Raw genomic sequence first — 22,644 nt, 5'->3', positions numbered from 1 at the left:
TTCCCGCCAGCAAGGCGCCGTGGCGGCCGCCCTCGTTGATGGACTGCAGGAACCGGGCCCTATCGGGGAACGACGGCGTACCGTCGGCCGCCTGCTGCCGGAACGGTTCCCGGAAATCCTCATAGCCGCCGAAGCCCACGGCCCGGGCCATGCGCACCAGCGTGTTCGGGTTCACCTCGGCCGCCTCGGCGATCCCCCGCATGGAGGTGACCGCCACCTCGCCCGGATGGTTCAGCACGTAGGTGGCGGCCCGGCGAACCTGCGGCGACATCGCCTCCAAGGCGTTGGTGAGCGCCTGCAGGATGGGCGAGGGGTCGCGCGGGGGTGCCGGCGCGGTGACGCTCACCGGGACGGCACCTCGCCGCCCTCAGCCGCCGCAACCGGGTGCTCAAGATCAACCGCCGGGCCGACGGCTGCTTCGACGTCGTCACCGAGGCCGGCACCGTGGTGGCCGAACATGTCGTCAACGCCGCCGGCTGCTACGCACCACAGGTGGCGGGGATGGTGGGTCTGACGGCGCTGCTGGCCAACGTGCTGCACAGCTACCTCATCACCGGCACCGCCGAGGAGTTCTCCTGGCTGGAGCACGAGTTGCCCGTGGTCCGCGACGACTACATCTCGGGCTACGTGCGCCAGGAGCAGCAGTCGGGCCTCATCGGCATCTACGAGCAGCACGGCGCCGAGGCGGCCTGGATCGACGGGCCCGACTGGTCGCTGGAGAGCCCCCTGTTCGCCGCCGACTTCGACCGAATCGGCTTCTGGCTGGCGCGGGCCTACGAGCGGGTGCCGCTGTTCGAGGAGCTCGGCATCCGCTAGGTCATCCGGGGCGCCATCCCCCACACGCCCGACGGCGAGGCGCTGCTGGGACCCTCGGGCATCCCGAACTTCTGGATGATGGCCGGCGTGCAGGTGGGCATCGCCGACGGCCCCGGCCTGGACCGCGAGCTGGCTCGCTGGATGGTCCACGGCGAGACCGAGCTGAGCGTGCGCGCCTACGACGCGCCCGGCGCTTCGGCTTCGTGCCAGCAGGCGACGCGGCCCGCTACGGGCGCCTCAAGGGCAGCGAGGACTACGAGTACCGCCACCGCACGCCGATCCCGGGTCTGGAGCGCCCCCGGCTGCGGCCCTACCGGGAGACCCCGCTGCAGGCGCGCCTCGAAGCCAAGGGCGCCGTCTTCACCCAGGTCTACGGGTGGGAGCGGCCCAAGTGGTTCCCGGGTACGGCCGGGCTGGCCCCCGAGGACATCGTGGCCTTCCGCCGCACCCGGTGGTTCCCGGTCGTGGCCGCCGAGTGCCGGGCGGTGCGGGAACGGGTCGGGATCCTGGACCTCACCGCCTTCGCCAAGTTCGACCTCGTCGGTCCCGACGCCGCCGCGGTGCTGGACCGGTTGACCACGAACACGCTGCCGGCCGTCGGGCGGATCGGACTCAGCTACCTGCTCACCCCGACGGGGCGTCGCGAGGGCGAGGCCACCATCACCCGCCTGGCCGAGGACCACTTCTACCTGGTGTCCGCTGCGGTGGGGGAGCAGAAGGACCGGGAGTACTTCGAGACGCACTGGCCTGCTGGCGCCCGGGCCGAGCTGCGCCCCGCCCGGGTCCTGGGCGAGGCCATCTACGGTCCCGGCAACCTCCGGCTGCGCCAGTGACCACCACCGGGGTCCCGGGCGAACCGTTCGTGCTGCCGGCTACGGGAGTTCGAGCCGGATGCCTCTGACCTCTGCGTCGGTCGAGTCGAGCAGCGCATTGGTGGCGAGGAGTTGGCCCTCCGTTGCAGCCGTGTCGTTCCATGGCATCGCAGCCGACCACCGCCATGCGTGGGTCATGACTCGGACGTATGCAGTGAGATCGCCGTCCGTAGTGGAGATGCGCCGCAGACTGGCGAGGTACTCGTTCCGGTAGACGCTCGGTATGACGATCCGGGCGGCGGCTGCGGCCGATAGCTCCGCATTCATCATGACGCGTGCCACACGGCCGTTGCCGTCCTCGAAGGGGTGGACCTCCGTGACGACGATCATCAGGTAGAGAGCTCTCGCGAACCCTTCGGGCAGATCGCCCAGATGTTCGAGGCCTTTGCGAAGCGTGCCTTCGACGAGACTCTTGTCGACGAAGTCGTAGGAGCCGACGCGGTTGTTCTCGGTCTTCCAGATCCCCGGACATTTGTCGGGTCGACCCCGCATGATCTCCTGATGGCGCGTGACCAGATTGCCGATGAGTTCGTCGGGGTCGGTCGACGTTGCCGCTCGTCCGACGGGGTCGACGACGCAGCGGTACGTACCGAGGATGTCGTGGCCGTCCGCCGGTCGCTCTGCCGGCGGGATTCCGGTCTCGACTATGCGGCGCGCCGCCTCAACGGTGAAGGTGGTTCCCTCGATGTGGTTGGAGAAGTAGCTCTCGTAGAACGGCAGCTCGCCTGGCGGATCGCATTCGGCGAGCCAATCCGGCACGGCAGGGGATGAGAGTCGGGAGAGAGTGTCGGCTACTTGTGCGAACAAGCGGATGCGCCGCCCGTCCCATCCTTGACCGGCCGTGACGGCCGTGAACAGTTCGCCGGCCCTGGATCGCACCGGTTCGATCCCGGTGAGTTGATCGAACAGAGCATCGATGGTGTCGATGTGGTGAGCGCGTTCCGTCGTGGCCGCCAGGTCGCGGGCTTGTGCACGGAGGCGGTCGGTGCGTTCGGGGCCCCATGTGATGTACTTGCGGGCCACCCAGTCCTCCAGTTCGGTCATCGTCAGCGTGCGCGAGGGTCGCCCGCCGCGGCTCCGACTGGGCTCCAGGTTGTCGACGAGAGTGCGAGCGGGGCTCGACATGACGAGGCCGTGGGTCCACGGCGAATCCGACGGGTGCGGTGTTCCTGACCGGATCCGGATCTCGAGGCCGGGCAGCTCGATGATCTTCCGGCTGGTTTCGGCGGCAACGGTCAGGCTCCCGTCGAAGACCACCCCGGAGGTCGCCGCCGAGCGATCCACGATGACCGCCCCTGGCATCAGATGGCTGCAGAGCAACGGCCAGTTGGCCCGGATGATCTCGGACTCTGCGGAGACGAGGTCTGCGCTGTAGATCCGGGGGGCGAGGCGACGGATCCGACCGTCGCCGACCGCCTTGGACAGAGTGGTCCGCGAAGCGACGTCGTCGAAGAACAGGGTACGAGGGCCTGTCGGCCATCGCGGACGAGCGGTCGCCATGAGTGAACGATATCAGCCCATAGGCACATAAGTTTACGTTTTCTTGATTTAGTGGCTCAGGATACTGGTCATTTTTCGGCTGATAGCGGACTGATTGGTCGTTTTCGGGGACTTTGTCGTCGTGAATGGTCGCTACCGATGTGGTTGGCCGCAACGGGACAATCGCCTTCGCGTACGGGCGCCGGCGACTCGGAGCGCTACGCCCTGCGGAAGCGCCAGCCGTGTAAGACGCGGCCGTAGTAGTTGAACGTGCGGCGGGCGGCGGGGTCGTCGAAGGGGTAGTCGGCGCCGATCCGGCGGGCGGCGGCCAGGCCGCTCACCAGGCAGGTCTCCTGGCTGTTGATCAGCGTGTGGGCGCCGCAGTGCCAGGTGCGCCGGGGCCCTGGATGAAGCGGAACAGGCTCACCAGCAGCGTCACGTGCTTCACGTCGTGCACCACGTGCTGGAACCACCAGCGCCTGATGACCTTCTCCCAGCCGGAAGTCGAACCTGTCGGCGCTGTGATGCAGCGCCCAGGCCGCCCCCAGTCCCGAGACGCCCCCGGCGATGATGGCGATGTTCTGCGGCATTGCCCTGCTCCCGCCGGTTGCTCACCCCGCCATCGCGGCGTCGTGCGGGCTGGAAGGATATGTCGCCGTCAGCGACTCACGGGAGGAGCCCTGCGCGTGCCATCGGAGACCATGGCAACGAGTCTCGTGGCGGGCGTCGACGGGGGGCGGGGCGGCTGGGTGATGGCGGTGACGGCGGTCGCCGACGGATCGACTGTGGAGTTCTCCGCGTGGCCCGTGCTCGGGGAGTTGTGGGCCGAGGCCAGGGCCCGCGATCTGCTGGTCGTGGGGTTCGACATGCCGGTCGGGCTGCCGGGCGCCGAGCGGCGCACGGCCGACATCGCGGCCCGCGAGCTGCTGGAGGCACGGCGCTCGTCGCTGTTCTGGACGCCGCCGCTGTGCACACGCGACGCTACCGACCACGCCGAGGCCAACCTGCGCTCACGCCGGCAGACCGGCCGGGGCCTCTCCGCCCAGACCTTCGCCCTGATGCCCAAGATCCGCGAACTGCGGACGACGTTGGCGCCGGAGGACTTCACTCCTGAGGCGCGGCCCCGGGCCGCGGAGGTGCACCCCGAGAGCAGCTTCGTGCGTCTGGCCGGGGCACCGATGGCTTCCTCCAAGCACAAGCTCGCCGGCCTCCAGGCGAGGGCAGCGGTGCTGGCGGGCGCGTTCGGAAACATCGCCGAGGCGTCCCTGGGTACACCTCTGCCCGGGCCTTCCGAGCCAGGCCTCGACGACCTCCTCGACGCCGCCGCAGCAGCCTGGACCGCCCGCCGCATCGTCGCGGGCGAGGCCGAATGTCTGGGCGCCGGCGAGCACGACGAGACCGGCTACCCGATGCACATCTGGGTCTAGCCGACTCGCCCAGCCGGCTGAACCGCCGACTTGGCGCTCGACAGCAGAAGCAAAGAAATAATATGTCATTGTTCTAAAAGCTGTATAGAGTCTCGGCGGCTTCCCCCGACGCCGTGCCGGATCCGGACAGTGGATCGCGGCCTGAGAAAGGGAGAAGCCGTGCCGGCTCAGATCAATGCCAACGTGCCGGGAAGACGCGGCCCCGCCGGTGCAGAGCGGCAGTTGCGCGTGCCGCTCGGGCACCTGGTCGCCACGCGGGCCGTCGACAGGCAACTGATGGGCCACGCGGCCGGTCGGGCATTCGTGATGTCCTGCCTGCGGCGCCATCAGAGTGGCGACTGGGGCGACCTCGGCAGCCATGATGCCGAGGCCAACGACCTGGCGCTGGTGACCGGCGCCAGAGTCCTGTCGAGCTACCTGATTCCCCAGAAGGTCCGTCAGGGTGCCGGCGCCGAGCCCGACTCCGGCCCGCAACTGACTCGGTTGCGGGAGGTCATCGCCGACGAGCGACTCTGGATCATTACCGAGGCCGAGGACTCCGAGGGCGTCCGTTCGCAGACCACGGTGCTGTTCCCCTCGGACTACTGACAACGCCGGCCGGGCCGGGCCGGACCTATCCGGCCGGCTCCACTGGGATCGGCATCGCCAGGTCCTCCACGACGGTCACGTCGGGATGGCCGGCGATCGTGGCGGGTGGCACCAGCAGCTTGCGGTCCCGGCCGCCGCCGCCGATGATGACCTCCGGGCGCTCCATGACCCGGGCGTCCACCCACAGGGGCAGGTCGGTGGTGGACCCGAACACGGTGACCCCGCCGATCTCCATCCCGGTGAGTTCCTTGGTCTGTTCCGCCGAGGCGAACGAGGCCCGCCGCACACCCATGCGCTTTCGCACCACGCGGTTCACGTCCAGCCGGGTCGAGGACAGCACCAGGCACATCACGTAGCTGGGCGGGTTCGACTTGCCGATCACCACGATGGCGTTGGCGGAGTCCTCCGGGGCGTAGCCGTACGCCGCGCAGAAGTTGGCCGTGTCGGCCAGGTCGGGATCGCAGGGCACCACCTCGTATGCGAGCCCCAGGGCGTCGAGCTGCTGCAGAACCGCATCGGCCACGCCCCAACGCTAGGAGAGTCCCGAGCAGTCCGCGGGGAGTGCCGGCGCGACCCCCGGACATGGATTCCTATCCGCCTGGAAAGCGCTTCGGTCGGGCCTGTGTGGCGCCTAGAGCGGTCCGCGACGCACCTGCTCGTTCAGTTTTCCTCAATTGGATCGATGGCAATTAAGAATTCGGGCCGAAATCTTAATTGCAGCGGCATATCCCCTGCTCTCGTGGCCCTGCTCTAGTGGCGCTTGACGCCGCCGTACTTCATGCGGGTGTCGCTCATGGCGGCCGCCCGGGGCTCGTCGTCGTTGATGCCGCCGTCGACCAGTTCACCGATGAACAGCGTGTGGGTGCCCAGGTCCAGCGAGTGGCGCACCTCGCAGTCCAGCCAGGCGATCGCCTCGGCGAACACCGGGGCCCCGGTGGCGGCCTCGGTCACCGGCCGCCCGTTGAGCGTGCCGTCGGCGTAGGCGGCGGGCTTGGAGAACTTCACGAACACCCGGGTCTGCTCGGCGTCCCAGAGGTTCACGGTGAACGACCCGCCGTCTGTGATGAGGCGGTGCGTCACGGCGGTGTTCTCGACCGCCACGCCGATCAGCACCGGCTCCATGGACAGCTGGCTGATCCAGCTCGCCGTCATGCCGTTGCGTTCCTCGCCGGCCCGGGACCCGATCAGCGCCAGCGCATTCGGGATCTTCCAGGTCAGCCTGTTCACGAGTTCGTCACTGAGAGCCATGCCCTGACGCTACGCCGACTACCGGGACAAACCATGCGGGTGTACCGAAGACGAGAGCTCTGCGCCCCCCGAGCGATCGATGACCGCAGCCGGGACTGGCTGAAGCCTCAGGAACCGTCGTGGTGGCTGACGACGTCCAGGACCGCGTCGCCGTAAGCGGCCAGCTTGGATGGGCCGACCCCGGACACGCCAGCCAGGTCGGCCGTCGTTGCGGGGGCGGCGCGGGTGATGTTCCGGAGCACGCGGTTGCTGAAGACGTGGAACGCTCGCACGTCCTGCCGGCGGGCTTCCTCCAGGCGCCACTGGCGAAGCGACTCGAACAGCGCCTCGTCGTAAGGCGCTTCGTCGGTGGGCGCTGCTGGCCTGGCGGCTGCCGGGCGTTTCGACGTCCGGGCGTTCGGGACGGATCCCTTGCGCTCGGGCCGCCGCTGCGGCGGGCGGCCCTCCAACTCGTCCAGGAAGCGGGACGGCCGGCTCTCGTCGGCCAGCACCACGACCTGGTTGCTGGCGCGGGTGACCGCCACGTGCAGCACCCGGCGCTCCTCCTCGATGTCGACGGCCAACTGGTGCGGCATCAGCGTCTCGTCGGCGGCGAACAAGAGCACCCGGTCCCATTCCAGGCCCTTGACCCGATGGATGCTGGTGAGGAGGACGCCGTCGCCCACCTCTGAGGTGCCCCGCAACAGTCCCGTGAGTTGCCCGTGGAACCCCGCGGGGCTGCTGTAGACGGCGGCGACCCGGCGCAGCGCCAGCAGATCGTCGGCGTGCGTCGCCCGGTCGGGCCGGGTGCGTCCCGAGTCCAGCGAGCCGGCGGCCCGCCCCAGCCCGACTTGCTGCATGAGGAATTCCACGAGCCGGCGCGAGTCGCAGCCGCCGGCGACGAGGCGGGCCCCGGCCTCGACGTCGGCCACGAAACCGTTCCAGGACTCCCGCTGCCGCTCGTTCAGGCGGGCGCCGAGCGTGGCGAGCCGCTCCAGGGACAGGTCCCAGGCTCCTTCCAGGAGTTCCCGCGACACCTGGTTGATCTTCCGGCCGGGCCGCCGAGCCGCCTCGGTGAGGTCGCGGGAATCCATCGAGTCGGGCCGCAGCGCCAGGCGCATCCACGCCAGCGCGGCCCGTACCAGGCTGCGGTGCAGCAAGGAGGTCTCGAGCAGGCAACGTGTGCCCACGCCGGCCTCGTCGAGCGCCGCCAGCGCCGGCAGCAGCATCGAGTTGACCCGCCCCAGCACGACGATGCCCCCATCCGGCACACCCTCGTCCCGCCAGCCGGTCACGATCCCGGCGGCCGCCGCCGCCAGCGCCTCGTCGGGGATCCGCATGACCCTGAAGGCACTGGCGGCATCGGTGGCGACCGGGTCGGCGTGCTCTGTCGGGACGGCGCGCACCGTCTTGGGCAAGCGATGCCGGTTGTTCAGCAGCAGGTGCCCGACGGCGGTCACGACCTCGGGTGGGCAGCGGTAGGAGACCTCCAGGGCCGCGCTGCCCGCGCCCGGGAACAGCCGCTCGTACTCCAGTAGGAACCGCGGGTCAGCGCCGGCGTAGCCGTAGATGGTCTGGTCGTCGTCGCCCACGCCGAACACGTTCAACCCGGGCGAGGCCAGCAGTCGCAGCAGCAGCAGGTAGGCGGGCGTCAGGTCCTGGAACTCGTCCACTAGGAGGTGCCGGCAGCGCTTCTGCCAGCGGGCCCGCAACTCGGGGTCGGCCAGCAGCAGCCGGATGGCCTCGTAGACCTGCTCGTCGAAGTCGCACTCGTCCCGCTCGGCCAGCCCGGCCCGGTAGTTCTCGAAGATGCCGGCGAAGCCCGGCACGTCGTTTCGTTCGGCCTCCACCCGCTCGGGGTGTCGCAGTGCGATGCGCACGTCGGCCAGCGCCTCGACGTACGGGCCGAGGACGTCCTTACCGGCTCGCCGGGTGTGCGGCAGGATTCGCTGCAGGCGCCCCCGCACCTCCCGCTCGCCCAGCAGCGTCACGTCGGGCCGCGAATCCCGAACTATCCGCCAGCCCAGCGAGTGGATCGTGCGGATCTGCAGGTCCGGGCGCTGCAGCCGCTCCCGCATCTCCGCCGCTGCCCGGTTGTTGTAGGCCACGGCGGTGACCAGCGACGGCTCGACCCCCCGGTCGTCCACGAGGTGCAGCAGCCGGGCGTTCAGCGTGCGGGTCTTGCCCGAGCCCGCCGGCGCCACCACGCGCACCGGTCCCCGCGGGTGCTCCACCGCGGCCCGCTGGTCGGGAGCCAGCAACGTGCCGTCGCCGGTGGTGCCGCGCGGCGGGGGCTGGCGCGCCAGACGGCCCAACTCCACCGACTCGGCGTGCACCGCCACCCGGTCTGGTCGGCCGGGCTCGCCCAGAAGGTCCAGCGGTTGGCGAGGCCCGCCGTCAACCCACGCCTCGCTGCCGTCGCCCAGCACCACGTCGGCCCGCCCGCTCGGCCGAGCACCCAGGCCGGCGGCCTTGCGGGCCCACCACCACACCGGCTCGCCGTTACGGGCGTCGTAGTTGTTGCGCCACAGCAGGAATTGCAGCCGCTCGCGCAGCAGCGTGAACTCGGCGCCGAGCAGGTACACGGCGCGCTCGACGACCTCCGGTTGCCGCAGCTGCGCGAGCTGCTCCGTCGGGAGATACAGCTCCACCAGCACCCGCTGCCGCCCGGCCCAGGCCCTGTGCAGTCGCTCGGTGGTGTCGGCCAGCCGCCCGCCGCCGCCCGGCCCGTCGGCCAGGAGCGACCCGTCGACCCGCACCCGCTCCCAGCCCCGGGCGACAGCCAGTTCGGCCCCGAGATCCGTGCCGGCGGCCACCACCAGCCCCCGCCCCAGTGCCTCGGGTCCCGGAAAGGTCATCGGGCCTGCAGGGTATTGCCGGCGGCGGCCGGGCCGTCGGGCCGCGGGCCGCTCAGATGTCCAGCGTGGCGGGGTCCACCAGGCTGCTGTGGCGGCCGATGTAGTCGCGGCGCTGCGCCACGTCGGAGCCCATCAGCACCTCCAGCAGCTTGCGGGCCTCGGCGGCGTCGGCCACGGTGATGCGCCGCAGCGTGCGGGTGGCCGGGTCCAGGGCGCAGTGCGCTAGCTCGTCGGTGTTCATCTCGCCGAGCCCCTTGAAGCGCTGCCAGCGGATCGACTCGAGCCCGCCGCGGCGTCCCTTGGCCAGCCGGGCGCCGATGGCGTCTCGCTCGGCGTCGCTGAAGGCCCGGTGGGTCTCCTTGCCGACCCGGGTGGTGTACAGCGGCGGTTGCGCGGCGTACACCCGGCCCTCGGTCAGCAGCGGCCGCATGTAGGCGTGGATCAGCGTCAGCAGCAGGCAGCGGATGTGGCTGCCGTCCACGTCGGCGTCGCACAGGATCACGATGCGGCCGTAGCGGGCCGCCGCCGAGTCGAAGTCGGTGCCCACCCCCGCGCCGACCGAGCGGAACAGGGCCTGCGCCTCGGCGTTCTCCAGCACCTGGCGCAGCGAGGCCTTGGCGGCGTTCACGAGCTTGCCCCGCAGCGGCAGGATGGCGACGTTGTGGGCGTTGCGCCCCGCCTTGGCCGGCCCGGCCGCCGACTCGCCCTCCACGATGACCAACTCGCTGCCGGGCCCGTGCACCCGGCAGTCGGCCAGCTTGTCGGGCAGACCCGTCGAGCCCAGCGCCGAGGCCTTGCGGCGGTCGGCCTGCATCTGCCGGGAGGCTGCCTTGGCCTCCACGGCGTCGCTGATCTTGGCCCGCAGGGCGGTGACGTTGCTGCGCGGCCCCTCGCTGGTGAACCACTCCGTCAGCGCCGACTTGACGGCCTCGTAGACGATGGACTGCACCGGCGGCGTGCCCAGTTCCTGCTTGGTCTGGCCCCGGAACTGCGGCTCGGGCACCACCACCTGCAGGGCGGCCACCAGCCCCTCCTGCGCCTCCTCGCGACCGGCGCGTTCCCCGGAGCGAGCCAGCTTCTTGGAGCCGTCCAGCAGCACGTCGTTCACCGCCCGGGTGAGCGCCCGCTCGAAGCCGGCCAGGTGCGTGCCGCCGGCGGGCGTGGGGATGGTGTTCACGAAGCTGGCCACGTTGCTGCGGTAGCCGTCGGTCCACTGCAGCGCGGCCGACACCGAGCACTCCCGCTCGACGGTCGTGAGGCTGCCGTCCACCGGCACCTTCTCCTCGAAGCTGCCCGAGCCGGAGACTTCGATGATGCGGGTGACCGCGTCACCGGCCTCGCCGGCCAGTTCGGCCACCAGCCCTCCCAGACCCTTCTCGGAGCGGAAATCGAAGGGCTCGCCGGCGGCGCCCCGGCGGCGGTCGTCGACCGTCACCCGCAGGCCCGGCACCAGATGGCACATGAGCCGCACCCGCTCGCAGGTGGCGGCGTAGTCGAAGGAGGCCTCGGTGTCGAAGAGTTCCCAGTCGGGCCAGAAGCGCACCTGGGTGAACGTGCGGCGCGTGGGCTTCAGCCGCTGCAGGTCGTGGCGGGGCGTGAAGCCGTCGCCGTCGCGCCGGCCGGCGAGCCGCTCGCTGAAGTCCAACCGCCAGATGTGGCCGTCCCGCCCCACCTCGACGCGCATGCGCTCCGACAGGGCGTTGACCACCGAGGCCCCCACCCCGTGCAGCCCGCCGCTGGCGCCGTAGGCGGATCCGTTGGTGCCGCTGCCGAACTTGCCGCCCGCGTGCAGCTCCGAGAACACCACCTCCACGGCCGAGACGTCCCGGCCGGGGGGATTGCCCACCGGGATGCCGCGGCCGTCGTCCCGCACGGTGACCGAGCCGTCACCGCCGAAGGTCACGTCGATGCGGCGGGCGTGGCCGGCGGCCGCCTCGTCGACGCCGTTGTCGATCAGCTCCCACACCAGGTGCATGAGCCCGTCGCTGCCGGTGCCCCCGATGTACATGCCGGGCCGCTTGCGGACCGCCTCCAGGCCCTCCAGGGTCTGGATGGAGTCGGCCTCGTAGTGCCCGGCGTCGGCCCCCGAGTCGGTCTCCCGGCCGGCGCTCGAATCAGGCCGCTCGGGGCGCGGCGAGTCGCCGGCGGTGGCCGGCGAGCTGTTGCCGCGGGTCGTCGCGCTGCCGGCCTCGGGCGGGGCGGCCTCCGGCACGTCGGGGGTCTCGGCGCCCACGGCGCTCACAGGATCGAACAGCCGCGGGGCGTCGGGTCGCGCCGGCATCCTCACCACCGCCTCTGGCCGGCGGCCAGGATCGGCTCGGGGCCCGAGCGGGCGACCAGCCCGCGCCGCGTCGGCGGCAGCGGGAACGGCACCGGCTCGCCGTCGGGGGCGCCGGGCCGCTCGCCGGTGAGCACGAAGACGTCCACGAGCGGCCCCACGTAGACGTCCCGCAGCGTCTCGCCGTCGCGCAGCGAACAGATGCGCACGCCCATACCGCCCCGTCCTGCAGCGGGGAAGTCGCCGGCCGGCGTGGCCTTGGCGGCGCCGGTGGTCGTCACCACGATCACGTAGGACTCGCCGAACAGTGCCCCCGCGCCCAGCACCGAGGCGCCCGGCCGCAGCTTCATCCCGCTGGTGCCGCCGGCAGCGGCGCGCCGGCGCGGCAGCCCTGTCGAGGCGGTGCGCAGCAGCGAGCCGTCCGAGGAGACCAGCACGATGTCGGCGCCCGCCGGGCAGCCGAACGCCGCCACGACCGCGTCGCCGTCGCCGAGAGGCAGGACGGCCCGGGCGGTGGGCGCCGATGCGCCGACGGCCAGCTCCTCGAAGGCCAGCCGCTTGGCGCCACCGCCCCGGGTCACCAGCACGATGTCCCCCGCGCGGTCGTCGCCGGCCGCCGCGGTGCCTTCGCCGCCGCGCGCCGGCACCAGGCCGCGGATCCGCTCTTCGCCGCTCAGGTCGAACACCTCGCCGCCGGGGCCGCCGCGGCTGCGCCCGGCCACCTCGGGCACGCCGCCGGCGGCGAGGGGCACCGCGCGCCCCTCGCTGGTCAGGGCCCACACGATGTCCCCGGCGTCCACCAGCGCCGAGGCGCGCACCAGGTCGTGGCGGCCCAGGGTGCGCCGGCGCGAGGCGCTCACCGGCGACCGGCCCACCAGCCCGGTGCTCGACAGCGTCACCAGCCACGTCTCGGCGGCGGTGCCGGACCCCGAGCCCGCCGGCCCCGCCGTGCCCGCGGCACCCGCGGTGCCGGCGTCCGCCTCGGCGGCCGGGGTGATCCGGCTGCGGCGCGGGCGGCCGTAGCGATCGGCCAGCTCGCCCAGCTCCGTCACGACCAGCTCCCGCCGCTTCGCCTCCGAGCCCAGCAGTTCCCGGTACCGGGCCAGGGCGGCCACCAGGCGGTCGCCCTCGGCGATGATGCGATCCCGCTCCAGGGCGGCGAGGCGCCGCAGCCGCATGGCCAGGACCGCCTCGGCCTGCGGTTCGCTGAGGGGCAGTTCCCGGCACAGCGCCTCCCGCGCCGCCTCGGCGGTGGCGCTGCCGCGGATGATGGCCACCACCCGCTCGATGTTGTCGAGGGCGATCATCAGACCCTCGAGGATCACCAGGCGCTCCTCGGCGGCCGCCGCCCGGAAGCGCGTGCGGCGCACCACCACCTCCAGGCGGTGGTCGATGTAGTGCCCCAGCAGGTCCTTCAGCGAGCAGGTCACCGGCACCCCGCCGGCCAGCACCACGTTGTTCAGCGCGAACGTCTCCTCCAGGGGGGCCAGGCGCCACAGCTTCGCCAGCACGGCGGCGGCGTCGGTGCCGGGCCGGCAGTCCACCTGGATGCACAGCCCGGTGTGGCGGTCCGACAGGTTCTTGACGTCCTCCACGCCTTCGAGCCGGCCGGCGCCCACGACCTCCTTGATCCGCCCCACCACCTTCTCCGGACCCACCAGCCACGGCAGCTCCAGGATGCGGATGGCCTCCCGGCGGGGGCCCACCTCGATGATCTCCGCCCGCGCCCGGACCCGGATCGTGCCGCGCCCCCGCTCGTAGGTCTCGGCCAGCCTGTCGTCCAGCACCACCCCGCCGGAGGGGAAGTCCGGCCCGCCCAGCACCGCCATCAGGTCCCCGGTGGAGATCTCGGGGTCGGCCATCTGCAGGCGCACCGCCTCGGACACCTCGCGCAGGTTGTGCGGGGCCATGTTCGTGGCCATGCCCACGGCGATCCCGCTGGTGCCGTTCACCAGCAGGTTCGGCAGCCGCCCCGGCAGGCAGAGCGGCTCGGAGGCCTCGCCGTCGTAGCTGGACCGGAAGTCCACCGTGTCCTCGTCCAGTTCGTCGAGCATCTCCATGGCCGCCGCCGCCAGCCGGCACTCGGTGTAGCGGGCCGCCGCGGGGGGGTCGTCGAGGGTGCCGAAGTTGCCCTGGGGGTCCACCAGCGGCACGCCCCGGCTGAAGTCCTGGCCCATGCGCACCAGGGCGTCGTAGATGGCGGCGTCGCCGTGGGGGTGGTAGTTGCCCATGGTGTCGCCGACCACCCGGGCGCACTTGCGGTGCGGCGAGTCGGGCCGCAGCCCCATGCGCAGCATCGAGTACAGGATCCGGCGCTGCACCGGCTTGAGGCCGTCGCGCACGTCGGGAATCGCCCGTGAGGTGATCACCGACAGCGAGTAGGCCAGGAACGACTCCGACACCTCCTCGACGATGGGTGTGTCGATGATCTCGCCGGCGAACGGCGCGCCGGCCGCCGGCCGCAGGGTCTGTCGCGGGCTCATGGGTGGGTTCTCACTTCAGCGGTCTCGTGCCGGCGCGGGACCGGCGGTCCTTGGAGCCGGCTCGGCCCGATCCGCGGCCCGGTTCCGCATCCATGCCCATTTCAGCACCCGTGCAAGCGCCGGCAGGTGATACTCGGGGTCGCTGTAGGTCAAAATGTCGATTCATTCGGCCCCGCAGAATCTGTTACATTGTCGAGGCCCATAGAACTGCAAGAATATAATATGCAGAATACAACAGTTCTGTCGTGTGCGGTAAGCTGAAGAGACGTCGATGAACAATGGCCAAGCGGCCAACGGTTTCCTGGGGGATCCGGCGGCGATCGAGTGGGATGCTCCGAGCGGCGAGTGCGCCGCGATTGCTGAAGCGTGGGCGGACGTCCGCGACCTGTGCCTCGACGAGAACCCCGACGGGCTGACGGCGGTCGAGGCGCGGCTGGCCCGCGAGTGGGCGCTGGACGTTGCCCTCGCCGAGCGGCTCGTGGACGTGGACCGGGGCCTCGCCCTCCGCCTGGCGATCAACGGCTTCGACGCCGCCGGGCGGGACGCGGCGGGCGCCGACATGGAGCAGTGGGAGGTGGAGATCCTGTCGCTGCTGCGGGACGTGGTGCTGTGGCTGCTGGATCGGCTGGATGACGAGGAGGACGCCCGGACGCCGCTGGATCTGGAGCTGCTCGTCGAGCTGCACGGGCGCCTGCGCGAGCTGGAGCGATACGACGCCGTCGACGAGCGGCCCGCCGCCGCTGACGACGACTCCTCCGCCGAGAAGCTGCAACAGATCATCGACGCCATCCCGCCGCCGGGTCACGAGCCGGCGCCGGAACTCGTGGCGGCCTGGTTGGTGCACGCCCTCGGGCGCCTGCGGCCATTCGGCAACCTGAGCGACCGGGTGGCGCGGGCGGCCGCCTCCTACAGCCTCATGGCGGCCGATCTCTTCCCGCTCACGGTGCGGCGGGAGGACCGCAACGCCTACTCCGACGCCTGCGCGGTGGCCCACTCCGACGGGCTGGCGGCGCTGCGCCGGATCGTGGCCACCTCCCAGCGCCGCAGTTTCCTGCAGGGGGTCAGCGCGCTCGGCCGGGTGTCCAGCGAGCCCGACGACCTCACGGGCGTGATCTCGGTCATCTCGGATCAGTTCCGGGCGGGCGCGTCGAGGCTCCGGCGCAACTTCGCGGAAGCCATGAACGTCGCCACCGAGGTCTTCTGGCACGCCAAGGCGCGGATCGCGGGCATCGAGTCCGACCTCATCGAGGCCCTCGACGACGGCAGCGGCGAGCGCCGGGCCTTCGCCGACTACTCGCCCCCCGACCATCCCGAGCGCCGCAACTGGCACCGCAAGCAGGTCATCGACGGCGTGCGCCGCGAGGGCTACTTCGCCAACCTGCGCAACTTCAGCGCCTGGAACCGCATCGGGCTGGAAACCCCCAACGGCCGCTCGGAGATCCTGCTGTCGTTCCACGCCGTGGGGCAGTCGTTCCGCGGCGTCGTGGCCGGGGTGTTGATTTTCTACCGCAAGCGGGGCGGGCAGATCTACGACCATCGGGTGGTGTCCAGCGAGCCGTTCCAGGTGAACTTCCGCGACAGCGTGGCGGGGGCGCGCCGGCGCTTCGACGCCTGGCTGGAGCCCTCCATGCGGGCCGCCCTGGACGTCTGGCGCCGCGGCGAGTAGCCGGGTCCACCAGGCGCCGCGCCGCACGGGACCCGCGGCACCGGCCGGCCGCAGGCCGAAGCCCGGGTTGCCGCACGGCACACGGCGCCGGTTCCTCAGCCGAAGCCCAGCGGGGACTCGGCGTGCAGCAGCGCCACGGCGGCCGCCCCGCCGGCGAGGAAGGGACCGAAGGGCAGGGTCGCCCCGGGGCCCCGTCGCTGCGCCAGCAGGACCAGCGCCGCGGCGGCCGCCCCGAGGGCACCCAACAGCGCGGCTGTCAGCATCGCGGCGGGGCCGAGCCATCCCAGGTAGAGCCCCAGCAGACCGCTGAGCCGCACGTCGCCGTAGCCCAGCCCGTCGGGGTTGAGGGCGTGCAGCACCGCGAACGCCGCGTAGGCGCCGGCGGCGGTCGCCGCCGCGGTTCCGAGCCGCAGTGGCGCGCCGCTGCGCCACGCCGTGCCGGCCAGGGCCGCGGCCCCCACGGCGGTGGCGGGATTGACGATGGCGGTGGGGATGCGCCGGGTGCGCAGGTCGTGCCACGACAGGACGGCCAGTGCCGCCAGCCAGGCGATGAAGAGCAGCCGCTCGATGTCGGCGAACCTGGCGGCGGTGCCGCCGGCCAGTGCGACCGCCATCGCGACGAACCGATGCCTGGGCATGCGTCGGTATACGCCCGACGACATTTGATTCCAACATCTTGAAATAATTTCTTGTGATTCTGATTTTCTCCGGTTAGTCTGCAATCCGCTCGAACGGCAGCCGATCCGGAGAGGCGGCTGGCGGGCGAGCAATCGGAGGCCTCGCCTTCCCGTTCTCTCCCGCCGGCGGTCGGGCCGATCTTCCAGCGGCACAGCGCAGTGCGGTGCCGTGCGGACTTCTTGCAGCCCTCGGGGCAGCCCGAGCGGCCGTGCGCGCAGAGGAGGTCCCGACCGTGTCGTTCAGCAACCCGCCACGAGCAGGCTCGTCACCCGGCGGTCCCGGTCTCTCTACCTCGGGAGGCCCGGTTGGCCCAGCGGCCCCCGACGCGCCGGCAGCGCCAGGGACACCGCGGACGGCGGGGACGTCGGGCGACGGGCGGATCACCGGGCCCGGCGACCCTCTGCGGAGCCCGGCGGAGGGCTCTCCGGGCACGCCGGGGGGCGCCGTGCGGCGGCGTGTCCCCGAGTTGGCGGTCGGGGTGGTTCTCATCGGCCTCGGGGCGATCGGCGCGCTGATGCTGGCCGGCCGGCAGCCGCCCCGCGCCGCGGTGCTGGTGTGGGCGAACGACATGAGCAGGGGGCAGGTCGTGGCGCCGGACGACCTCACGGTGGCGAGCATCGAGAGCGACACCCCCGTCGACGTGGTGGACGTGGCCGCCGCCGCCGACGTGGTGGGACGGACGGTGGCGTTCGGCACCAGCGCAGGCGGCTTCGTGAGCGGCTCCCTGCTGGAGGCCTCCTCGACCATCCCCCCGGAGTACGCGGTGGTGGGTCTGCGACTCGGAGCCGGGCGGTACCCGGTGAGCACGCTCTCCGTCGGCGACGTGGTGGATCTGCTCACCAGCGAGCCGCTGGTCGGCTGGGACGACCCGGTTGTGGTCTCCGGCGTGGAGGTGTTCGACATGCTGTGGCTCGGCAGCGGGGAAGGCAGCGATGCGCTCGTGTCCCTGCTGGTGCCGAGAGCCGCGGCGCCGCGGGTGGTTGCGGCCGCGGCGGCCGGCCCTCGCCTCGCCGAGGTGGACTCGTGAGCCTCGTGCTGTTCGGTTCGCTCAAGGACGCGCCCGGGGTGACGACACTGGCCAGTTGCGTCGCCTACCAGTGGCCGCGTCACCGCCGGGTCGCCCTCATCGAGGCCGACACCGACGGCGGCACGATCGCTGCGCGCTTCGGGCTGCATCCGGAGCGCCCCAGCCTGGTGAGCTTCGCCGCGGTGTCGCGTCACCGGGTGAGCGAGGCCGAGTTCTGGTCTGCCTGCCAGCGCCTGCCGGGCGGTCCGCCCGTGCTGGTGGCGCCCGGCGGCGCCGCCACCCGAGGCGCTCTCGAGCAGGTCGACTTCGGGGAACTGGACCGGAGCCTGCGCGACACCGACCTCCTGGTCGACGCCGGCCGCCTGCGGGATTCCGAGACGCCGCCCCAGCTGTACGAGCCGGCGGATCTCGTCGTCGTGGTGGTGCGGCCGCGGTTCGAGAGCCTCGCCGTGCTGCTCGACCGGGCCGAAGGTCTGTCGGCTGAGCGGCCGCTGCTGGCGGTGGTCGTCGGGGACGGCTCTTATCCGGTCGGCGAGATCGACGTGGCCTTGCGCCAGACGACCGGCGACCGCGCCTGGGTTCTGGCCGCGGTGGCCGGCGATTCCCGTGGCGCCGCGGCGCTGGCCGGCGACGGGGGGCGCGAGCGGGCACTTCGGCGGTCGCTGCTGGCGCGCACGGTCCGGCCGGTCACCGATCTGCTGGCCCATCTCTGCTCGGCGGGCACGCCGGTGGCGTCGCGCCCCGCAGGCACGTGAGCGTCCCCCTGCGACCGCCGGGCCAGCATCCCGGGCCACCCTCGGCGGACCCGGCGCGCCGGGCGCCCGAGGGGGTTCCCGCAGATCCGCCCGAGAGCCGGGAGGGCGACGGCGACGAGAAGCCGCCGGAGGACCTGCTGGCGGGGCTCCTGGAGCATCTGCGCGGTGAACTGGCGGTCTGGATCGAGCAGGAGAACCGAGCCGGACGGCGTCCGGGCGACGCCGAGCGCCGCGAGCGGGCCCGGGCGGTCATCGCCGACTGGATGTTGAGCCTGGCCCAGCACCGCCTGGTGATCGGGGCGCCCATGCTCGACGCCGCGGCCGAGGAGCGTCTGGCGGGTACGGCTCTGGCCTACGCCTTCGGCACGGGTCCCTGGGAGAGATTCCTGAACGATCCCGACCTCACCGACATCCACATCAACGGCTGCAACGACGTCTGGCTGGTCGACCGCCGCGGCAACAAGCGCCGGGGCGATCCGGTGGCGGCCAGCAACGACGAGCTCATCGAGCAGATCCGCTGGGTCGGCGCCACGCTGGATCGCAGCGGCCGCCGCTTCGACGTGTCCTCGCCGGTGCTGAACATGCGCCTGCCCAACGGCGGCCGGCTGCACGCGGTCATGGCGGTGTCGCTGGTGCCGATGGTGACCATCCGCCTGCACGACCCGGACCTGGCGCGGCTGTCGGAGTTGCGGGCGGCGGGCATGTTCGACCGCGCCATCGAGTCGTTCTTCGCTGCCGCCGTGCGCGCCGGGTTCAACGTCGTGGTGTGCGGGGGCATGGGGGCCGGCAAGACCACCCTCGTGCGGAGCCTGCTGAACGAGGTGCCACCGCAGGAGCGGATCATCACCGTCGAGGACGAGCTGGAACTGGGCCTGCACCACTACGCCGACCTGCATCCCGACATCGGCGTCCTCGAGGCCCGCGCCCCCAACGTGGAGGGGGCGGGGTCGTTCCCGCTGGAGGCGTTGCTGCGCGAGTGCCTGCGCATGCACGCCGATCGCATCGTCGTGGGCGAGGTTCGCGGCCCGGAGGTGCTGGGGATGTTGCTGGCGATGACCTCGGGCCAGGACGGCTCGCTGTGCACCATCCACGCCAACAGCACCGCCGAGGCATTCGAGCGGCTCACCATGTACGCCTCGCTCACGCCCCAGCAGTTCTCCCGGGCCTTCACCTACCGGCTCGTGGGTTCGGCGGTGGACTTCGTCGTCCACGTCGAGGCGATCGGCGGGACGAGGCGGATCACGAGCATCCGCGAGGTGGTCGGCTCGACGGACACCCACGTGCTCTCCAACGAGGTCTGGCGCCCGTCTCCGGGCGGCTGGGCGGTGCCGTCGGGTGAGCCCTTGCGGGCCGAGCCGACGCTCCGCAGGCTCACCGAAGCGGGCTTCGACTCGGCGCTCATGAACCGCCCCGAGGGCTGGTGGGACCGGTGAGCCAGCTTGCGACGGTGGTCTGCGGGGCACTCGCCGGCCTGGGCGCCTGGGTGCTGGCCGCCGGACTGCGCGGGCGGGTGATGGTGCCACGGGGCCGGCACACCTCCAGGGACATCGCCGCGGGCGCCGCGGCCTCCCTGGCGAGGCTTCGTCGCGGCTCGATCGCCGTGGTGGCGGGCGTGGCGATCTTCGCGCTCACGGGGTGGCTCAGTGCCGGGGTGCTCGTGGCCGCCGGGATCGTGCTGTTCGCCGGGCGGTTCTCCAAGGGTGAGGGTCTGCGCTCCGTCAGCGAGCGCGGCGACGCCATCGCCGGCTGGATCGAGATGCTCTACGCCATCCTGGCCGCCGGCGGGGGCATCGAGCGGGCGATCGCCGGCTCGGCCGCGGCGGCGCCGGCCGCCATCCGCCGGGAGGTGCAGGAACTGGCCGCCCGCCTGGAGGTCCGTCCCCTGCCCGAGGCTCTGCTGGCGTTCGCAGCCGACGTGGCCCACCCCGCTGTCGACAAGGTCGCCGCCTCTTTGATCCTGGCGTCGGTCCAGGGAGCGCAGGACCTGGTCTCGCTGCTCCGGTCCCAGGCACAGGTCGTCCGCGCCGAGAGCCGCCTGGTGGTCGAGGCCGACGCCGCCCGGGCGCGCTACCGCACCTCGGCCCGGCTCATCGTGGGCACGACCGCGGTGATGGCCGGGGGGCTGTACCTGGTGGACCGCGGCTACCTGGCGCCCTATGACGGCTTCAGGGGACAGGTCGTGCTGACGGGCATCGGCTGCGTGTTTCTGGGCGGGTTCTGGTTGCTGGCGCGGCTCGGCCGCGTGCGGTCCCCCGAGCGCTACTTCGACCCCACCGCCGCCGGGATGGCGCAGTTGGTGCGATGACGGCGTTGGTCGGGGCGCTCGTGGGTGCCGGCGTCTGGCTCGTGGGCCGGGGTCTGCTGCGGCGGCGGGTGCCGTTGCTGCGTGCGCTCAGCGACTACCACCGGCGGGGCCCGCGCGACGGCGATGCCGGCAGCGAGCAGTTCCCCGGCCGGCGCAACCGGGTCGAACAGCACGCCCTCCGGATCGTCGAGTCGTTCGGATTCGATCTCGGGACCCTTGGGGCGGACCTGCGGATCGTCGGTCGCAGTCCCGCCCAGCACGCCTTCGCCAAGCTGGCGGGCGCCTTGCTGGCCGCGGCCGCGCTCGCTGCCGCCGGCTACGGGGCGCGGCTGTTGGGCCTGGCGCCGCCGGCGTGGAGCGTCGCGATGCTGGCCGCTCTGGGATTCCTGGGCGGCTACGTGGGTGCCGACGGGGCACTCCGCAAGCAGGCGACCGAGCGACGGGAGCAGTTCCTGCGGGCACTCAGTGCCTACATGGACCTGGTCAAGATCCTCGTGGCGGGCGGGAGCCACAGCGACGGGGCGCTCTACCAGGCCGCCGCGGTCGGGAGTGGCTGGGCCTTCGACGAGCTGAAGGCGGCCATGGACTGGAGCCGGGTGAACGGCAAGTCCCCGTCGGCGGGGTTCCATCGTCTGGCGGCCGAGATCGGCGTGCCGGATGTCGAGGAGCTGGCCGCCACGATCCGTCTCACATCCGAGCAGGGGGCCAGCCCCGCCGAGGCTCTGGCCTGCAAGGCGGAGATGCTCAGCACGCTCGAGTTGGCCAACGCCCGCATGAAGGCCGATTCCACGACCGAGCGCATGTCGATCCCCACCGTCGTCGTGGCGATCGCATTCGTGATGTTCGTCGGCTACCCGGCACTGAACTCGCTCCTGGAGATGTTGTGAGCGGTGCCGGTGACCCCTGCCCTCTGCGGAACGGCTGTGGGCACCCCGCGAACCCGCAGGGTGATCGACGACCTGCAGGCACCGATCCGGCGGCCGCAGCAGCCGCAGGCGCCGCAATGAGGCAACAGCCGGCAACGACGACCAACAGCAAGGAGTGAGCCATGCAGGAACTATCGATCCGCGGCTGGATCTGGTTGACGGAGACGGCCGCCGGCATCCGCCGGAAGCTGCGCAGCGACGAGCGGGGGCTCACCACGACGGAGTGGGCGCTGCTCGTGGCCGGCGTGGCCGCCCTGGCGATCGTCGTGGTGAGTGTGGTGCGGAACCTCACCGCGGAGACGGCGAACAAGATCCCGACGGACGTGAACGTGGGAACCGACCGCAGAGGTTTCCTCGGCGGTGGCTGAGAGCGGTGTCCGGTGAGAACGCCGCGCTGTGCGGTGCGATCGCAACCCGGGCGGCCGGTGGTCCCCGCGCCGGGGCCGGGCGGGGAGTCCGGTGCCGTGACCACCGAGTTCACGCTGCTCTACGGCGCGCTGCTGGCACTCGTGATGAGCGTGATCCACTTCGGCCTGGTGTTCAACGCCGCGCTGGCGGTGACCGACGCCGCCGACGTCGTGCTCGAGACGGCGCAGCTGGCGGGCGGGCCGGAGTTCTCGCCGATGGATCTGGCCATGACGGTCGTGGGCGACGATCGGCTCGTGCGGGACCTGTCCGTGGAGGTGGTCGGCGCGGCGGGCGACATGGTGGTCACTGTCTCGGCGGTGGCTCCCCGGATCCTGCCGGGACTGCCGACATCGGTGAGTCATCGAGTGCGGGGACCGGTGGAGCGGTTCATTCCCGAGGGTCGCCGGTGAGAGTGCTGGGAAGGTCGGCGGACGGCGCCGAGGATCGGCGGGGGGTGCTGTCGCTGGAGTTCGTGCTGGTCGTCGTCGGGGTGCTCGGTGCGCTGATGCTCCTGGCGGCGGCGTGGCGCCTGGGTCAGACGCGCGGCGAGATGCGCGACGTCGCCGCCGAGGCCGCTCGAGCGGCCTCGCTGCGGCAGCATCCCCGTGCAGCGGCAGACGCCGCCGAACGGATCGCCCGGGCGAGCCTCGAGCAACGCTCGGTCCGGTGCTCGGAGTTCGGCGTTGTCGCCGACGTGTCGGCTCTGCGTCCCGGAGGTTCGGTGGCCGTCGACATCCGCTGTGTCACCAGGCTCGAAGACCTCACGCTCCTGCGCGTGCCGGGGTCGGTGACTCTCGAGGCCACGGCCGTCGAAGTGGTGGATCGGCGCCGCGGGGGCACCTGATGAGTCG

21 protein-coding genes are annotated in these 22,644 nt (G+C 72.1%); 13 read left to right on the top strand and 8 right to left on the bottom strand.

Translation table 11 applies throughout. The features are described 5' to 3' along the window. Window positions 1–384: 384 nt before the first annotated feature. Together OXG55_08925 and OXG55_08920 are read left to right on the top strand one after the other, a co-directional pair. Window positions 385–816: a hypothetical protein gene (locus OXG55_08925; protein MCY4103366.1), complete on the top strand. Its 432-nt coding sequence runs from the start codon at window positions 385–387 to the stop codon at window positions 814–816. A gap of 203 nt (window positions 817–1,019) precedes the next feature. After that, the gene (locus tag OXG55_08920) at window positions 1,020–1,649 is read left to right on the top strand and encodes a hypothetical protein (GenBank protein MCY4103365.1); all 630 of its coding nucleotides are present in this window, start codon (window positions 1,020–1,022) and stop codon (window positions 1,647–1,649) included. Window positions 1,650–1,688: 39 nt separating this feature from the next. On the opposite strand, the gene OXG55_08915 is transcribed toward OXG55_08920, so the two are convergent. Both OXG55_08915 and OXG55_08910 read right to left on the bottom strand, forming a co-directional pair. Then, window positions 1,689–3,188, bottom strand: a complete 1,500-nt coding sequence (locus tag OXG55_08915) for a Fic family protein (GenBank protein MCY4103364.1) — start codon at window positions 3,186–3,188, stop codon at window positions 1,689–1,691. Window positions 3,189–3,385: 197 nt separating this feature from the next. Continuing rightward, window positions 3,386–3,757 (bottom strand): hypothetical protein, encoded by a 372-nt coding sequence (locus OXG55_08910; GenBank protein ID MCY4103363.1) that lies wholly within the window; start codon window positions 3,755–3,757, stop codon window positions 3,386–3,388. Between the two features lie 96 nt (window positions 3,758–3,853). Between OXG55_08910 and OXG55_08905 the strand changes: the two genes are divergently transcribed. Both OXG55_08905 and OXG55_08900 read left to right on the top strand, forming a co-directional pair. Continuing rightward, complete coding sequence (locus OXG55_08905) at window positions 3,854–4,594, top strand: DUF429 domain-containing protein (protein MCY4103362.1); 741 nt, start codon at window positions 3,854–3,856, stop codon at window positions 4,592–4,594. A gap of 159 nt (window positions 4,595–4,753) precedes the next feature. Further along, a complete protein-coding gene (locus OXG55_08900) occupies window positions 4,754–5,182 on the top strand; it encodes a hypothetical protein (GenBank protein MCY4103361.1) in 429 nt (142 codons plus the stop codon). Window positions 5,183–5,207: 25 nt separating this feature from the next. On the opposite strand, the gene OXG55_08895 is transcribed toward OXG55_08900, so the two are convergent. From OXG55_08895 to OXG55_08875, 5 genes are all read right to left on the bottom strand, one after another. After that, on the bottom strand, window positions 5,208–5,705 hold the full coding sequence (locus OXG55_08895; GenBank protein ID MCY4103360.1) for a hypothetical protein: 498 nt from the start codon (window positions 5,703–5,705) through the stop codon (window positions 5,208–5,210). Between the two features lie 227 nt (window positions 5,706–5,932). Next, window positions 5,933–6,430 (bottom strand): flavin reductase family protein, encoded by a 498-nt coding sequence (locus tag OXG55_08890; GenBank protein MCY4103359.1) that lies wholly within the window; start codon window positions 6,428–6,430, stop codon window positions 5,933–5,935. A gap of 107 nt (window positions 6,431–6,537) precedes the next feature. Next, window positions 6,538–9,267, bottom strand: a complete 2,730-nt coding sequence (locus tag OXG55_08885) for an ATP-dependent DNA helicase UvrD2 (protein MCY4103358.1) — start codon at window positions 9,265–9,267, stop codon at window positions 6,538–6,540. A 52-nt stretch (window positions 9,268–9,319) separates the two neighbouring features. Then, window positions 9,320–11,548 (bottom strand): ATP-binding protein, encoded by a 2,229-nt coding sequence (locus OXG55_08880; protein MCY4103357.1) that lies wholly within the window; start codon window positions 11,546–11,548, stop codon window positions 9,320–9,322. Between the two features lie 2 nt (window positions 11,549–11,550). Then, window positions 11,551–14,028 (bottom strand): DNA topoisomerase 4 subunit A, encoded by a 2,478-nt coding sequence (locus OXG55_08875; GenBank protein MCY4103356.1) that lies wholly within the window; start codon window positions 14,026–14,028, stop codon window positions 11,551–11,553. Window positions 14,029–14,299: 271 nt separating this feature from the next. On the opposite strand from OXG55_08875, the gene OXG55_08870 reads away from it, so the two are divergent. Continuing rightward, window positions 14,300–15,694, top strand: coding sequence for a hypothetical protein (locus tag OXG55_08870; GenBank protein MCY4103355.1), 1,395 nt, complete (start codon window positions 14,300–14,302; stop codon window positions 15,692–15,694). A 95-nt stretch (window positions 15,695–15,789) separates the two neighbouring features. Here the strand turns inward: OXG55_08870 and OXG55_08865 are convergent, their stop codons facing one another. After that, entirely contained in the window at window positions 15,790–16,308 is a 519-nt protein-coding gene (locus tag OXG55_08865; protein ID MCY4103354.1) for a prepilin peptidase, read from the bottom strand. 509 nt (window positions 16,309–16,817) lie between these two features. Between OXG55_08865 and OXG55_08860 the strand changes: the two genes are divergently transcribed. The 8 genes from OXG55_08860 (at window position 16,818) to OXG55_08825 (ending at window position 22,637) form a co-directional block, all read left to right on the top strand. Continuing rightward, a complete protein-coding gene (locus OXG55_08860) occupies window positions 16,818–17,399 on the top strand; it encodes a hypothetical protein (protein MCY4103353.1) in 582 nt (193 codons plus the stop codon). Further along, the gene (locus OXG55_08855) at window positions 17,396–18,154 is read left to right on the top strand and encodes a hypothetical protein (protein ID MCY4103352.1); all 759 of its coding nucleotides are present in this window, start codon (window positions 17,396–17,398) and stop codon (window positions 18,152–18,154) included. The genes OXG55_08860 and OXG55_08855 overlap by 4 nt, the downstream gene beginning before the upstream one ends. After that, window positions 18,151–19,587, top strand: a complete 1,437-nt coding sequence (locus OXG55_08850; protein ID MCY4103351.1) for an ATPase, T2SS/T4P/T4SS family — start codon at window positions 18,151–18,153, stop codon at window positions 19,585–19,587. Before OXG55_08855 ends, OXG55_08850 begins: the two co-directional genes overlap by 4 nt. Further along, window positions 19,584–20,459, top strand: coding sequence for a hypothetical protein (locus OXG55_08845; protein ID MCY4103350.1), 876 nt, complete (start codon window positions 19,584–19,586; stop codon window positions 20,457–20,459). The genes OXG55_08850 and OXG55_08845 overlap by 4 nt, the downstream gene beginning before the upstream one ends. Further along, the gene (locus OXG55_08840; GenBank protein MCY4103349.1) at window positions 20,456–21,346 is read left to right on the top strand and encodes a hypothetical protein; all 891 of its coding nucleotides are present in this window, start codon (window positions 20,456–20,458) and stop codon (window positions 21,344–21,346) included. Before OXG55_08845 ends, OXG55_08840 begins: the two co-directional genes overlap by 4 nt. Window positions 21,347–21,507: 161 nt before the next feature. Further along, on the top strand, window positions 21,508–21,753 hold the full coding sequence (locus OXG55_08835) for a hypothetical protein (GenBank protein ID MCY4103348.1): 246 nt from the start codon (window positions 21,508–21,510) through the stop codon (window positions 21,751–21,753). Between the two features lie 96 nt (window positions 21,754–21,849). After that, complete coding sequence (locus OXG55_08830) at window positions 21,850–22,203, top strand: hypothetical protein (protein ID MCY4103347.1); 354 nt, start codon at window positions 21,850–21,852, stop codon at window positions 22,201–22,203. Next, window positions 22,200–22,637: a hypothetical protein gene (locus tag OXG55_08825; GenBank protein MCY4103346.1), complete on the top strand. Its 438-nt coding sequence runs from the start codon at window positions 22,200–22,202 to the stop codon at window positions 22,635–22,637. The genes OXG55_08830 and OXG55_08825 overlap by 4 nt, the downstream gene beginning before the upstream one ends. Window positions 22,638–22,644: the final 7 nt, after the last annotated feature.

The sequence above is a fragment of the bacterium genome (assembly GCA_026708055.1).
Taxonomy (GTDB): domain Bacteria; phylum Actinomycetota; class Acidimicrobiia; order Acidimicrobiales; family CATQHL01; genus VXNF01.
Note: the sequence above shows the minus strand (reverse complement) of the source record. Positions and strands in the feature narration are given on the sequence as shown.